Raw genomic sequence first — 13823 nt, forward strand, 5'->3', positions numbered from 1 at the left:
AGGGGAGCGCCACAGCGCTGAGAGTGCGGTAACCGTAGACCGCAGACCCTCTGAACCTTGCCCAGGTCATTCTGGGTAGGAAGTTCGGTCGCAACTCAAGCTGTTGCGCCCTGCCCACGTCCGACGGACGTGGGCAGGGCCGCGTCTCTTCCTGGTCACACCCAGGAGGAAAGTCCAGTGAGCATCAAGAAGGCCGCCGCCGCCGCGCTCGTCGCGGCGCTCGGCGTCACCAGCCTGGCCGCCTGCGGCACCGATGAGGTCCGGGGCGCGGCCGGCAAGACCGGCGAGCCCGCACCGAAGACGGTGACGCTGGTGAGCCACGACTCGTTCAACGCCTCCAAGGAGGTGCTGGCGGCGTTCACGAAGCAGACCGGCTTCACGGTCAAGGTCCTGAAGAGCGGCGACGCCGGCGAGGCCGTCAACAAGGAGATCCTGACCAAGGGCTCCCCGCAGGGCGACGTCTTCTTCGGCGTCGACAACACGCTGCTGTCCCGCGCCCTCGACAACGGGATCTTCGTCCCGTACGAGGCGAAGGGCCTGGACCGGATCCCGGCCGCGTACCAGCTCGACAAGGAGCACCGGGTCACCCCGATCGACTCCGGCGACATCTGCGTCAACTACGACAAGAAGTACTTCGCCGACAAGAAGCTGGCGCCGCCGGTCACCTTCGACGACCTCGCGAAGCCGGCGTACAAGGACCTGCTGGTCGTGGAGAACCCCGAGCGGTCCTCCCCGGGCCTCGGCTTCCTCCTCGGTACGGCGGCGAAGTACGGCGACGAGGGCTGGCAGGACTACTGGAAGGAGCTCAAGGCCAACGGCGTGAAGACCGTCGACAGCTGGGAGCTCGCCTACAACCAGGAGTTCTCCGGCTCGGCCGGCGGCAAGCAGGCCAAGGGCGACCGGCCGCTGGTCGTCTCGTACGCCTCCAGCCCGCCCGTCGAGGTGCTGTACGGCGAGCCGCAGCCGAAGGTGGCGCCCACCGGCGTCTCCACCGGCACCTGCTTCCGGCAGACCGAGTTCGCGGGCCTGCTGGACGGCGCGAAGAACCCCGAGGGCGGCAAGGCGCTGATCGACTTCCTGATCTCCAAGAAGTTCCAGGAGGACATGCCGCTCCAGATGTTCGTCAACCCGGTGGCGAAGGACGCGGCCCTGCCGGAGCTCTTCACCAAGCACGGCGTCGTGATCGACAAGCCGGAGACCATGGCGCCCGAGAAGATCGCCGAGAAGCGTGACCCGTGGATCCAGCAGTGGTCGTCGCTCGTCCTGAAGTGACACGTCCCGGGGCGACCCGCGACCTCAAGGGGAGCGCGGCGCGGCTCGGTCTCATGGCCCTGCCCGTCGCGTTCTTCGGGGTCTTCTTCGCCTGGCCCGTCGTGTCCATCGTGGACCGGGGGCTGCGGCCCGACGGCACCTGGCGGTTCGACCGGATCGGCGAGACGCTGACCCGGCCGGACATCCTCGACGTGCTCGGCTTCACCGTCTGGCAGGCGCTCGCCTCCACCGGCCTGACCCTGCTGGTCGCGCTACCGGGGGCGTACGTCTTCGCCCGCTTCGACTTCCCCGGCAAGAGCGTGCTGCGGGCCGTCGTCACGGTGCCGTTCGTGCTGCCGACCGTCCTCGTCGGCACCGCGTTCCTGGCGCTCGTCGGCCGGCACGGGCTCACCGACGAGCTGTGGGGACTGCGCCTCGACACCAGCGTGTGGGCGATCCTCCTCGCGCACGTCTTCTTCAACTACGCGGTCGTCGTCCGGACCGTCGGCGGCCTCTGGTCGCAGCTCGACCCCCGCCAGGAGGAGGCCGCCCGGGTCCTCGGCGCCTCGCGCTGGACGGCCTGGCGGACGGTGACGCTGCCCGCGCTCGGGCCGGCGGTGGCGGCGGCCGCCCTGATGGTCTTCCTCTTCACCTTCACCTCCTTCGGCGTCGTACAGATCCTCGGCGGGGACGCGTACTCCACCCTGGAGGCCGAGATCTACCGGCAGACCGCCCGGCTGCTCGACCTGCGGACGGCGGCCGTCCTCACCCTCGTCCAGTTCGTCGCCGTCGGCGCGATCCTGGGCGTGCACGCCTGGACGGTACGGCGGCGGGAGACCGCGCTGCGGCTCGTGGCGCCGGAGTCGACCGCGCGCCGGCCGCGCGGCGCCGGGCAGTGGGCGCTGCTCGCGGGCGTCCTCGTCTCGGTGGCGCTGCTGATCCTGCTGCCGCTGGGGGTGCTCGTGGAGCGCTCCTTCGCGGGGCCCGACGGGTACGGGCTGCGCTACTACCGTGCGCTCGGCTCGCTCGACGAGTCCGGGACCTTCCTCGTCCCGCCGCTGGAGGCCATCGGGAACTCGCTGCGGTACGCGGTGGCCGCCACCGCCCTCGCGGTGGTCATCGGCGGGCTCGCCGCGGCGGCGCTCACCCGGCGGGCCGGGCGTCTCACCCGGGGCTTCGACGCGCTGCTCATGCTGCCGCTCGGGGTCTCCGCCGTGACCGTCGGCTTCGGCTTCCTCATCACGCTCGACGAGCCGCCGTTCGACCTGCGGGCCAGCTGGATCCTCGTACCGCTCGCGCAGGCCCTGGTCGGCGTGCCCTTCGTCGTACGGACCATGCTGCCGGTGCTCCGCGCGGTCGACGAGCGGCTGCGCGAGGCGGCGGCCGTGCTCGGCGCCTCGCCGTGGCGGGCCTGGCGGGAGGTGGACCTGCCGCTGGTGCGGCGGGCGCTGCTCATCGCCGCCGGGTTCGCCTTCGCGGTGTCGCTCGGCGAGTTCGGGGCGACCGTGTTCATCGCCCGGCCCGACAGCCCGACGCTGCCAGTGGCGGTGGCCCGGCTGCTCGGCCGGCCCGGCGAGCTCAACTACGGGCAGGCGATGGCCCTCTCGACGATTCTGATGGTGGTGTGCGCGGTGTCCCTGCTGCTGCTCGAACGGCTGCGCACCGACCGGACCTCCGGGGAGTTCTGATGCTTTCGATCGAGGACGCGACCGTACGGTTCGGGGAGCGGGCCGTGCTGGACGCCGTGGACCTGGAGGTCGCCGAGCACGAGATCGTGTGCGTGCTCGGCCCCAGCGGCAGCGGCAAGTCCACGATGCTGCGGTCCGTCGCCGGGCTCCAGGCGCTCGACGGCGGCCGGGTGCTGCTCGGCGGCGCCGACCAGGCCGGGGTGCCGGTGCACCGGCGGGGCGTCGGCCTGATGTTCCAGGACCACCAGCTGTTCCCGCAGCGGGACGTCGCCGGCAACGTCGCCTTCGGGCTGCGGATGCGGGGCGCCCGGAAGACCGAGCAGGCCGGGCGGGTGCGGGAGCTGCTCGACCTCGTCGGCCTCCCCGGGGCCGAGCGGCGGTCCGTCGCCGCGCTCTCCGGCGGCGAGCAGCAGCGGGTGGCGCTGGCCCGCGCCCTCGCGCCCCGGCCCCGGCTCCTGATGCTCGACGAGCCGCTCGGCCAGCTCGACCGGGGGCTGCGGGAGCGGCTCGTCGTGGAGCTGCGGCAGCTCTTCGGGCGGCTCGGGACGACGGTCCTCGCCGTCACCCACGACCAGGGCGAGGCCTTCGCGCTCGCCGACCGGGTCGTGGTCATGCGGGACGGGCGGATCGCCCAGTCGGGGACGCCGGTCGACGTGTGGCGGCGGCCCGCGTCGGAGTTCGTCGCGCGGTTCCTCGGTTTCGACAACGTGGTGGCGGCGCGGGTGACCGGCGGTGCCGCGCAGACCGTGTGGGGGAAGATCCCCGTCCCGGACGGCTCGCCGGAGGGGGAGCGGCGGCTCCTCGTCCGCCCGGGCGGCGTGCGGCTGGTGGCGGAGGACCCGGTCTGGACGGTGGAGACCCGGACCTTCCGGGGCAGCCATGTCGTCGTACGGCTCCGCCCGGCCGAGGGGCCCGCGCTGGAGGCCGAGCTGCCGCTGCGGGAGGCGCCGGAGGAGGGCGCCCCGGTGGGGGTGGAGTTCCGGGTGGAGGACGTGGTGGTGCTGGGGGACGACATGCCGTAGGGGATGCGATGAGTTTTCCCGGCCGGGGGAGTCTCCTGTTCGTACGGCGTCATTGCCCACCACGCGGGAGGAACAGTCATGGGCCAGTTGCTCAGAGTGCAGAACTTCATGGTCTCGTCCGACGGATTCGGCACGGGGGAGGGGCAGAGCCTGGAGCGGCCGTTCGGGCACGCGGACCCCGCGGCGATGTTCTCGTGGGCGGGCGCCACGGCGAGCTGGCCGAACCGCACCGACCCCGGGGGCAGCCGGGGCCTCGACGACTACTTCACCCGGGACTTCGCCCGGAACATCGGCGCCGAGATCATGGGCCGCAACAAGTTCTCCCCGCTGCGCGGGCCCTGGGAGAACGAGGACTGGCGCGGCTGGTGGGGCGACGAGCCGCCGTTCCACACGCCGGTGTTCGTCCTGACCCACCATCCCCGCCCCTCGTTCACGCTCTCCGACACCACGTTCCACTTCATCGACGCCGACCCGGCGACCGCCCTCGCGAAGGCGAGGGAGGCGGCGCAGGGGAAGGACGTCCGGCTCGGCGGCGGCGCCACCACGATCCGGGAGTTCCTCGACGCCGACCTCGTCGACACCCTGCACGTCGCGGTCTCGCCGGTGAAGCTCGGCGCCGGGGTGCGCTTCTGGGACTCGCCCGACGACCTCCTCGACCGCTTCCACCGCGACGTCGTGCCCAGCCCGGGCGGCACCGTGACGCACCACCTCTACTGGCGGAAGTGACCGGCTAGCAGCGCCCGCACGCCGTACGGGTCGCCCGCTGGTACACACGGGTGGCCCGTCCGAGCGCGAGCCCGTAGGCGCAGAAGCCGCCGTAGGCGACGGCGACGACCCAGGGGGCGTGGTCCGCGATCCCGGCGTCGACAGCACCCGTCCAGGTGAGGACACCCAGCGCGGCCAGGAAGGCGCCGAACGGGGCGAGCGCGCCCGCCCCGGCCCAGCCGAGCGCGAGCAACGGCAGCCGGGGCAGCCGCCGTCCCCAGGGGCGGGTCAGCGCCAGCGCGAGGCTCATGCCGACGAGAGCGAGGACGGCGGTGACGTCCACCCCGTGGTCGTACAGCCAGAGGCCCAGGTCGCTGGTGTACTCCGGGTCGGCGCCGGGCCGGCCCGTGCCCGTGTAGCCGGGGGTGACGCCCAGGGCCCAGGCGGTCTTGAGGACGGTGTACGGGGCGAGGGCGGCGACCGCGACGAGACCGGCGCGGGTGGCGGGCGTCCCCTCCGTGCCCGTGGAGGTGTGGCCGCGCCCGCCGCAGTACGGGCACGTGCCGAGCGTCCGGCGGCGGTGGGCGAGGGCCGCGCGGCCCCACAGCACCGCGCCCAGGACGGCGAGCGACTGGTTCACCAGGGCCGCCCAGTCGACCGGGTCCTGGTTCCGGGACAGGAAGAACAGCAGGTGGGTGGGGCTGAGGAGAGCGGGGAAGCCGGAGGTCAGGCAGAGCGCGACGACCGCCCAGGCCGCCGTCGACAGCTGTCGGACGCCGGGGCGGCGGAGCATCGCGTACGCGAGGACGGCGGCGGCCCCGTACAGCACCGCCGCGCCCGCCTCCGCGCCCGTGCCGGTGCCCTTGGCCAGGAGCGCGTAGCCGAAGGCGGGGCCGGTGAGGGCGGCGAGGGCCGCGCCCGCCGCGTACAGCAGCGACCAGACGAGGGCCGCACGGCCGGCCCAGGACGGCCAAGCGGCCAGGAGTCTCTTCGGGGTCATGGTCCGAGTGGGTGTCATGGCCCGAGCGTCCCGCCGGAGGGTCCCGCCGGCGTCGGCCCCCGGTCGCCACCGCCTCCCCCGCACGGCGGAGCCCGGCTACGCCGAGAGTCGCTCCAGCGCCGCCGGGGCCTCGTCGATCGAGTCCACCAGGGCGATCCGGGCTTCCATCGGGCGGTCCGCGGCGAGGGCCCGGAGCAGCGGCCAGGCCGGGAGGCGGGTGGTCCAGTGGGCGCGGTTCACCAGGACCATCGGGGTCGGGGCGGTCCGGGACGCGTAGTAGTTCGGGGTCGCGTTGTCGAAGATCTCCTGGACCGTGCCCGCCGCGCCCGGCAGGAACACGATGCCCGCCGTGGAGCGGGCGAGGAGGCCGTCCTCGCGGGTGGCGTTGGCGAAGTACTTGGCGATGTGGGAGGCGAAGGGGTTCGGCGGCTCGTGGCCGTAGAACCAGGTGGGGATGCCGACCGATTCCCCGCCGTCCGGCCACAGGGCCCGTACGGCGAAGGCGGCGCGGGCCCACTCCGTCACCGACGGGACGAAGGACGGGGCCCTGGTGAGGAAGCCCAGCGACTCGGGGAGGGCCGCGTCCTCGTGGGGTGCGAGGTACGCGCCGAGGTTCGCGGCCTCCATCGCGCCCGGTCCGCCGCCGGTCGCGACGGTGAGACCGGCGCGGGCCAGGGACCTGCCGAGCCGGGCCGCGCCCGCGTACGCCTCGGTGCCCCGGCCCATCGCGTGTCCGCCCATGACGCCGACGACCCGGGCTCCGTCGAGGAGTTCGCCGAGGGCGTCGGAGACGGCGTCGTCGTGGAGGGAGCGGAGCATCGAGGAGAGGATGTCGCCGTCCGACCTGGTCCGGCCGAACCACGTGTAGGCGAGGAAGTCGGGCGTGGACTCGTACCCGGTCCCGGCGATCCCCTCGAAGAGCTCGTCGGGGGTGTAGAGCCGGGCCCGGTAGGGGTCGAAGGGCAGCTCGGGGACGGGCGGGAAGACGAGCGCGCCGTCCGCGCGGACCTTCGCCGCGGCCTCGGGCTCCATCCGGCAGCCGAGGAAGACGGCCTCGGCGGTGACCGCACTGAGCAGGGCGAAGGTCCGTCCGGTGAGGTCGACCGACTGGATCCGGTGTCCGGCGAGGGAGCCGGGACGGGCGAGGGCGGCGTCGAAGTCGGCGAGGGTGTGGATCTCGCGTCCGGGCTCGCGCGGTCCGGGCGGGCGGGGTTCCGGGGGAGGCGTCGCCATGGGCCCACGATAGGGGCCGCCGCACCGGGCGGCCCCTCGTGCGGGTGGGTCAGGCGGTCAGCGGCAGTGCCGCCAGGGCCGCGACCGCCCAGGTCAGCGGGAGGAAGACGGCGAGGAGCACGCCGGCGCGCAGCAGGGCCGCCGTGCGCAGGACGGTGGGCGGGGCGCCGATGCGCAGGAGTGCCTCGGTGGTGTGGGCGCGGCCCTGCCGGGACTCCAGCGCGGCGGTCAGGAGCGTGGCGGTGGTGCAGGCCAGGATGAGGGCCGCGCCGAGGCCGGTGAGGGGGCCGAAGGCGTCGGAGCCCGCGTCCGCGTCGTACAGGGACGCCGCCGCGAGGGTGCCGGAGAGCACCGCGCTGACCACGCCGAGCGGGCGGCCGATGCGGCGGGCCTCGTCCGTCAGGACACGGCCGGCGAGCAGCCGGGTGGCGCCCGGCCGGACGGCCTGGAGGAGCCGCCCGCAGCCGTGGGTGAGGCCGGGTCCCGCCAGGGCGAGGCCCACGGCGGTGAGGACCCAGCCGGCGAGGACGCCCGCCGGGTTGCCGTCGAAGCGGCCCGGCAGGGGGAGTCCGCTCCCGGCGCCGCTCTGTGCGGCGTACGTCTCGATCGCGAGGCCGACCGCGACGAGCGCGACGCCCCAGGGCAGCCCGGACGGCATCGTCGTCTCGGCGCCCTCGGGCGCGGCGGGCGCGGTGCGGGGGCGCAGGGCCAGACCGGCCGCCGTGGCGGCGACGACGGGGAGCACGGCGAGCAGGGTGAGGGCGGCGGCGAGCGGCACCGGCTGGTCGGCGGCGAGGAGGTCGGCGGCCGCCCCGTCGAAGGGCAGGCCCGTGATGTCGCCGCGCAGGTGCAGGTAGAACAGGAGCGCGACCACGGAGCCGAGCGTGCAGGCGACGGCCGTCGACGCGGCGGCGATCGCCGTGAGGCGGGCGGGGCCGAGGCCGATGGCGGAGAGTCCGGGGCGCGGCCGGGTGCTGGGGTCGGTGCGGGCCACCGCGACGGCGAACTGGACGGTGGCGGCGAGGGGCAGGGCGCACCAGAGGAGCCGCAGCACCGAGGCGGAGGACCGCTCCGGGTGCCCGACGGCGTATCCGAGGGTGCAGAGCAGGAGGAAACCCACCCCCGCGGCCGCGGCGGCGACCAGGAGCCGGCGCGTGAGCACGAGGGGGTGGGTCCCGCGGGCTAGACGGAGAGCGAGCACGCGGCGACGCCCTCCGCCCCTGACACCGGGGGTACGGCGCCGACCCTGCGTCCGTCGAGGAGGGCGACGGTGCGGTCGGCGAGCGCCGCGACCTCGCCGTCGTGGGTGGCGAGCACCACCGTGATGCCGTGCGAGCGGGCCGCGGCCGTGAGGGTGCGCAGGACCTGTGCGCCGTCGGCCCGGTGCAGGGTGGCGGTGGGTTCGTCGGCGAAGAGGACCGACGGGGTGGTGACCAGGGCGCGGGTGATCGCGATCCGCTGGCGCTGGGACTGGGTGAGGGCGTGCGGCCGTCTGCGGGCGCAGTCGCCGATGTCGAGCCGCTCCAGCCACTCCAGGGCGGCCGTCTTGGCGGCCCGGTGGGAGGCCCCGCGCAGCAGCAGCGGCAGGGCGGTGTTCTCCCAGCCGGTGAGCTCGGGGACGAGGCCGGGCTCGGGGTCGATCCAGCCGAAGCGGTCGCGGCGGAGCCGTTCGCGCTGGGCGGGGCCCAGGGTGTGCACGGGGCCGCTGTTGAACCAGACCTCGCCCTGCTGGGCGACGAGCTGGCCGGAGAGGCAGCGCAGGAGGGTGGTCTTGCCGCTGCCGCGGGGGCCGACGACGGCGAGGATCTCGCCCTCGCGGACGCCGAGGGAGACGCCGCTGAGCGCGTCCGAACCGCCCAGGGCGCAGTGCAGGGAACGCGCCCAGAGCACGTCGTTGTCCGGTGGGGCCATCGCGTACACCTCGTGTCGGATCCGATACTCGCCTTCCCCCGTCCGGGGGAACGAAGGGACGGGCCTGTCGGTCACTCGGCACCGTAAGGATTCAGATCCGGTTGTACGGACAGCACACGGCCCGGGCGGCGACCATCCACTCGGATGGCCGCACACCCGGGCCGGGGTCACGCCGTGAGGGCGGCGTGATGCTGAGGGACCTCTAGAGCTTGGTCCAGGCCTCGGTGAGCACGTTGCGCAGGATTCCCTCGATCTCGTCGAAGGTGCCCTGGTCGGCGATCAGCGGCGGGGCCAGCTGGATGACCGGGTCGCCACGGTCGTCGGCACGGCAGTACAGACCGTTCTCGAACAGCGCCTTGGAGAGGAAGCCGTACAGGACGCGCTCGGTCTCCTCGTCCGTGAAGGACTCCTTGGTGACCTTGTCCTTGACGAGCTCGATGCCGTAGAAGAAGCCGTTGCCGCGGACGTCGCCGACGATCGGGAGGTCGTGCAGCTTCTTCAGGGTGTTGAAGAAGTTGCCCTCCTGGTCGAGGACGTGCTGGTTCAGGCCTTCCTTGTCGAAGATGTCCAGGTTGGCGATCGCGACCGCCGAGGACACCGGGTGGCCACCGAAGGTGTAGCCGTGCAGGAAGGTGTTGTCACCCTTGTAGAACGGCTCCGCGATGCGGTCCGAGACGATGCAGGCACCGATCGGGGAGTAGCCCGAGGTCATGCCCTTGGCGCAGGTGATCATGTCCGGCACGTAGCCGAACTTGTCACAGGCGAACATCGTGCCGAGGCGGCCGAAGGCGCAGATCGTCTCGTCGGAGACGAGCAGCACGTCGTACTGGTCGCAGATCTCGCGGACGCGCTGGAAGTAGCCGGGCGGCGGCGGGAAGCAGCCACCGGCGTTCTGCACCGGCTCCAGGAAGACGGCCGCGACGGTGTCGGGGCCCTCGAAGAGGATCTGCTGCTCGATCTGGTCGGCGGCCCAGCGGCCGAAGGCCTCGGGGTCGTCGCCGTGGATCGGGGCGCGGTAGATGTTGGTGTTCGGCACCTTGTGCGCGCCGGGGACCAGCGGCTCGAAGGGGGCCTTCAGGGCCGGCAGGCCGGTGATGGACAGGGCGCCCTGCGGGGTGCCGTGGTAGGCGACCGCACGCGAGATGACCTTGTACTTGGTGTGCTTGCCCTGCAGCTTGAAGTACTGCTTGGCGAGCTTCCAGGCGGTCTCGACGGCCTCGCCGCCACCGGTGGTGAAGAAGACCTTGTTCAGGTCGCCCGGCGCGTAGTCGGCGAGACGCTCGGCGAGCTCCACGGCCTTGGGGTGCGCGTACGACCACACGGGGAAGAACGCGAGCTCCTTGGCCTGCTTGTACGCGACCTCGGCCAGCTCCTCGCGGCCGTGTCCGGCGTTGACCACGAAGAGACCCGCGAGACCGTCGAGGTAGCGCTTGCCCTTGTCGTCGAAGATGTAGGTGCCCTCACCACGCACGATGGTGGGAACGGGCGAGTTCTCGTAGGACGACATGCGGGTGAAGTGCATCCACAGGTGGTCGTACGCGGTCTTGGAGAGGTCCTGGGTCACGATTATCGGGTTCCCCACATGTAGGTCTGCTTCTTGAGCTTGAGGTAGACGAAGCTCTCGGTGGAGCGCACGCCGGGCAGGGTGCGGATGCGCTTGTTGATCACATCCAGCAGGTGATCGTCGTCCTCACAGACGATCTCCACCATCAGGTCGAAGGAGCCCGCGGTCATCACCACGTACTCGCACTCGGCCATGGCCGTGAGCGCCTCCGCCACCGGATCCAGGTCACCCTCGACGTTGATGCCGACCATCGCCTGCCGCCGGAATCCCACGGTGAGAGGGTCGGTGACGGCGACGATCTGCATGACGCCCTGGTCGAGGAGCTTCTGGACGCGCTGCCTCACGGCGGCTTCGGAGAGGCCCACGGCCTTGCCTATCGCCGCGTAGGGACGGCGACCGTCCTGCTGGAGCTGCTCGATGATTGCCAGGGAGACGGCATCGATCGTCGGGGACGAACCGGTTCCGGTTCTGGAGTCTGTGCTTCGACTGGCCACGCCTTCACTGTGCACCGAGATGGGCCGTCATGCAAGCCGGGAGCGATGAAATTCGTTGTGATGGGGTCCAGATCTCACCGAATCCGAAGTTGCGGGGGGCCGGGGCTGTTGAAAGCGTCTGTCGAGCGATTAGGCTGAGGTGTCTCGCCCATCGGGACACCGCACAAGGACGTGCGAAGACAGAACGTGACAGGAGGGGTGGCAAGTGACCACCGAGCTGCGCCGGCTGCGTAACTACATCAACGGGGAGTTCCGCGACGCGGCCGACGGCCGCACCATCGAGGTGGTCAACCCGGCCACCGGCGAGGTGTACGCCACCTCCCCGCTTTCCGGGCAGGCCGACGTCGACGCCGCCATGGAGGCCGCCGCGGCGGCCTTCCCCGCCTGGCGTGACAGCACGCCGTCCGAGCGCCAGAAGGTACTCCTCAAGATCGCGGACGCGTTCGAGGAGCGTGCCGAGGACCTCATCGCCGCCGAGGTGCTGAACACCGGCAAGCCGACCGCCCTCGTCGCGAGCGAGGAGGTCCCGCCGATGGTGGACCAGATCCGCTTCTTCGCGGGTGCCGCCCGGATGCTCGAGGGCCGCTCGGCCGGCGAGTACATGGAGGGCATGACCTCCATCATCCGCCGCGAGCCGGTCGGCGTCTGCGCCCAGGTGGCGCCGTGGAACTACCCCATGATGATGGCCGTGTGGAAGTTCGCCCCGGCCCTCGCCGCGGGCAACACCGTCGTCCTCAAGCCCTCGGACACGACCCCCGCGTCGACGCTCCTGATGGCCGAGATCATCGGGCAGATCGTGCCCAAGGGCGTCTTCAACGTCGTCTGCGGCGACCGCGAGACGGGCAAGGCCATGGTCGAGCACCCGACCCCGGCGATGGCCTCCATCACCGGTTCGGTCCGCGCCGGCATGCAGGTCGCCGAGTCCGCGGCCAAGGACGTCAAGCGCGTCCACCTGGAGCTGGGCGGCAAGGCCCCGGTCGTCGTCTTCGAGGACACCGACATCGAGGCCGCCGTCGGCGACATCGCGGTCGCGGGCTTCTTCAACGCCGGCCAGGACTGTACGGCCGCGACCCGTGTCCTCGTGCACGAGTCCATCCACGACGAGTTCGTCGCCGCCCTCGCCAAGGCCGCCGCCGAGACGAAGACCGGCCAGCCGGACGACGAGGACGTGCTCTACGGCCCGCTCAACAACGCCAACCAGCTGAAGCAGGTCACCGGCTTCATCGAGCGCCTCCCGGCCCACGCCAAGGTCGAGGCCGGCGGTCACCGCGTCGGCGACAAGGGCTACTTCTACGCCCCGACCGTCGTCTCCGGCCTCAACCAGGACGACGAGATCGTCCAGAACGAGGTCTTCGGCCCGGTCATCACCGTCCAGTCCTTCACGGACGAGGCCCAGGCCCTGGAGTTCGCGAACGGCGTCGAGTACGCCCTCGCCTCCTCCGTCTGGACCAAGGACCACGCGCGCGCGATGCGCATGTCCAAGGCCCTCGACTTCGGCTGCGTGTGGATCAACACCCACATCCCGCTCGTCGCCGAGATGCCGCACGGCGGCTACAAGAAGTCCGGCTACGGCAAGGACCTCTCCGCCTACGGCTTCGAGGACTACACGCGCATCAAGCACGTCATGACCTCGCTGGGCTGATCCGAGCCAGGCCCCGCCGCGGCCCCGGCACTCTGATCGACAGGGTGTCGGGGCCGCGGTCCGTCGCTCGACGGACCGTCCATTGCCGCAGGTCGCGCGGGGACGGGATGCTGACCGGGTGAGAGCGACAGCCAGGAAAGACATGTCCCGCCGGTCCCTGCTGCGCGGCATCGGCGGTGTCGGGGCCGCGTCCCTGCTCGCCGGCTGCGGGGTCCCCGCCGCCTTCGTAGAGGAGGGCGACCGGGCCGGCCGGGACCTCTCGGCGCGCGACCGCACGCTCGACTTCGCGAACTGGCCGCTGTACATCGACACCGACGACGAGAACACGTCGAAGCGGCCCACCCTGGACGCCTTCCGGAAGCGGACCGGGATATCCGTGCGGTACACCGAGGAGATCAACGACAACGACGAGTTCTTCGGCAAGATCAGCCCGTCCCTGATGAACCACCAGGAGACCGGCCGCGACCTGATCGTCGTCAGCGACTGGATGGCCGCCCGCTTCGTCCGCCTCGGCTGGGTCCAGGAGATGGACCGCGCCGCCCAGCCGCACGTCGCGAAGAACCTCAGCCCGCAGCTCACGTCGCCCGCCTTCGACCCGGGCCGGCTGCACAGCGTGCCCTGGCAGTCCGGGATCACCGGCATCGCGTACAACCGGAAGAAGCTCGGCAGGGAACTGCGCTCCACCAAGGAGCTGTGGGCCGACGACCTGCGCGGCAAGGTCACCCTGCTCTCCGGGCTCGACGAGTCCTTCGCCCTGCTGATGCTGGGCAACGGCGTCGACGTGACCAGGTGGACCGGCGACGACTTCCACGGCCTGTGCGAGCAGATCGAGGGGCTGGTCCGGACGAAGCACATCCGGCGCTTCACCGGCAACGACTACATCAAGGACCTGTCCACCGGTGACGTCCTGGCCTGTCAGGCGTACTCCGGCGACGTCATCCAGCTCCAGGCCGACAACCCGGACATCGAGTTCGTCGTCCCCGAGGAGGGGGCCGAACTCTGGGCCGAGTCCCTCATGATCCCCAACCTCGCCCAGCACAAGTCCAACGCCGAGAAGCTCGTCGACTACTACTACGAGCCCGAGGTCGCCGCCGAACTCGCCGCCTGGGTCAACTACGTCTGCCCCGTGCCCGCCGCCCAGAACGTCCTCGCGGACTCCGGCGACGAGGAGCTCGTGGCGCTCGCCGAGGACCCGCTGATCTTCCCGGACGCCGACATGCGGAGCCGGCTGGCCATCGCCCGTGACATCACCGCCGAGGAGCGCCAGGAGTTCGCGAAGAGGTGGAACTCGATCGTCGGGCTGTGAGTTGCAC

General features: G+C 72.1%; 12 protein-coding genes. 6 read left to right on the forward strand and 6 right to left on the reverse strand.

Features of this window, described 5'->3' with window-relative positions; all coding sequences use genetic code 11:
• Nucleotides 1-177: 177 nt before the first annotated feature.
• The 4 genes from ACN9MM_RS28035 to ACN9MM_RS28050 all read left to right on the forward strand — a co-directional run bounded on the left by ACN9MM_RS28035 (nt 178) and on the right by ACN9MM_RS28050 (nt 4687).
• Nucleotides 178-1272: a thiamine ABC transporter substrate-binding protein gene (locus ACN9MM_RS28035; RefSeq protein ID WP_426366434.1), complete on the forward strand. Its 1095-nt coding sequence runs from the start codon at nt 178-180 to the stop codon at nt 1270-1272.
• 53 nt (nt 1273-1325) lie between these two features.
• Complete coding sequence (locus tag ACN9MM_RS28040; protein WP_426368846.1) at nt 1326-2939, forward strand: ABC transporter permease; 1614 nt, start codon at nt 1326-1328, stop codon at nt 2937-2939.
• Complete coding sequence (locus ACN9MM_RS28045) at nt 2939-3961, forward strand: ABC transporter ATP-binding protein (protein ID WP_426366436.1); 1023 nt, start codon at nt 2939-2941, stop codon at nt 3959-3961. Before ACN9MM_RS28040 ends, ACN9MM_RS28045 begins: the two co-directional genes overlap by 1 nt.
• 78 nt (nt 3962-4039) lie before the next feature.
• Nucleotides 4040-4687, forward strand: coding sequence for a dihydrofolate reductase family protein (locus ACN9MM_RS28050; protein ID WP_426366437.1), 648 nt, complete (start codon nt 4040-4042; stop codon nt 4685-4687).
• A 4-nt stretch (nt 4688-4691) separates the two neighbouring features.
• On the opposite strand, the gene ACN9MM_RS28055 is transcribed toward ACN9MM_RS28050, so the two are convergent.
• The 6 genes from ACN9MM_RS28055 to ACN9MM_RS28080 form a co-directional block, all read right to left on the reverse strand.
• Nucleotides 4692-5684: a hypothetical protein gene (locus ACN9MM_RS28055; protein WP_426366438.1), complete on the reverse strand. Its 993-nt coding sequence runs from the start codon at nt 5682-5684 to the stop codon at nt 4692-4694.
• Nucleotides 5685-5762: 78 nt separating this feature from the next.
• Entirely contained in the window at nt 5763-6899 is a 1137-nt protein-coding gene (locus tag ACN9MM_RS28060) for an LOG family protein (RefSeq protein ID WP_426366439.1), read from the reverse strand.
• 49 nt (nt 6900-6948) lie between these two features.
• The gene (locus tag ACN9MM_RS28065; RefSeq protein WP_426366440.1) at nt 6949-8100 is read right to left on the reverse strand and encodes a hypothetical protein; all 1152 of its coding nucleotides are present in this window, start codon (nt 8098-8100) and stop codon (nt 6949-6951) included.
• Nucleotides 8082-8810: an ABC transporter ATP-binding protein gene (locus tag ACN9MM_RS28070; protein ID WP_426366441.1), complete on the reverse strand. Its 729-nt coding sequence runs from the start codon at nt 8808-8810 to the stop codon at nt 8082-8084. Before ACN9MM_RS28070 ends, ACN9MM_RS28065 begins: the two co-directional genes overlap by 19 nt.
• 202 nt (nt 8811-9012) lie before the next feature.
• Nucleotides 9013-10392, reverse strand: coding sequence for an aspartate aminotransferase family protein (locus ACN9MM_RS28075; protein WP_426366443.1), 1380 nt, complete (start codon nt 10390-10392; stop codon nt 9013-9015).
• Entirely contained in the window at nt 10377-10883 is a 507-nt protein-coding gene (locus tag ACN9MM_RS28080; RefSeq protein ID WP_382868474.1) for an Lrp/AsnC family transcriptional regulator, read from the reverse strand. The genes ACN9MM_RS28075 and ACN9MM_RS28080 overlap by 16 nt, the downstream gene beginning before the upstream one ends.
• A gap of 190 nt (nt 10884-11073) precedes the next feature.
• Between ACN9MM_RS28080 and ACN9MM_RS28085 the strand changes: the two genes are divergently transcribed.
• Nucleotides 11074-12510 carry a gamma-aminobutyraldehyde dehydrogenase gene (locus ACN9MM_RS28085; protein ID WP_426366445.1) on the forward strand — a complete coding sequence of 479 codons (1437 nt, stop codon included), beginning with the start codon at nt 11074-11076 and terminating at the stop codon, nt 12508-12510.
• 142 nt (nt 12511-12652) lie between these two features.
• Entirely contained in the window at nt 12653-13816 is a 1164-nt protein-coding gene (locus ACN9MM_RS28090; protein ID WP_426366447.1) for an ABC transporter substrate-binding protein, read from the forward strand.
• The last annotated feature ends 7 nt before the right edge of the window (nt 13817-13823 follow it).

It is taken from the genome of Streptomyces sp. E-08 (genome assembly GCF_049913095.1).
Taxonomy (GTDB): Bacteria; Actinomycetota; Actinomycetes; order Streptomycetales; family Streptomycetaceae; genus Streptomyces.

What these genes read in the sequence shown, in the direction of transcription:
- ACN9MM_RS28070 (WP_426366441.1), bottom strand. Translation starts at nt 8,810, where the DNA reads ATGGCCCCACCGGACAACGACGTGCTCTGGGCGCGTTCCCTGCACTGC.
- ACN9MM_RS28090 (WP_426366447.1), top strand. Translation starts at nt 12,653, where the DNA reads ATGTCCCGCCGGTCCCTGCTGCGCGGCATCGGCGGTGTCGGGGCCGCG.
- ACN9MM_RS28040 (WP_426368846.1), top strand. Translation starts at nt 1,326, where the DNA reads ATGGCCCTGCCCGTCGCGTTCTTCGGGGTCTTCTTCGCCTGGCCCGTC.
- ACN9MM_RS28060 (WP_426366439.1), bottom strand. Translation starts at nt 6,899, where the DNA reads ATGGCGACGCCTCCCCCGGAACCCCGCCCGCCCGGACCGCGCGAGCCC.
- ACN9MM_RS28045 (WP_426366436.1), top strand. Translation starts at nt 2,939, where the DNA reads ATGCTTTCGATCGAGGACGCGACCGTACGGTTCGGGGAGCGGGCCGTG.
- ACN9MM_RS28055 (WP_426366438.1), bottom strand. Translation starts at nt 5,684, where the DNA reads ATGACACCCACTCGGACCATGACCCCGAAGAGACTCCTGGCCGCTTGG.
- ACN9MM_RS28050 (WP_426366437.1), top strand. Translation starts at nt 4,040, where the DNA reads ATGGGCCAGTTGCTCAGAGTGCAGAACTTCATGGTCTCGTCCGACGGA.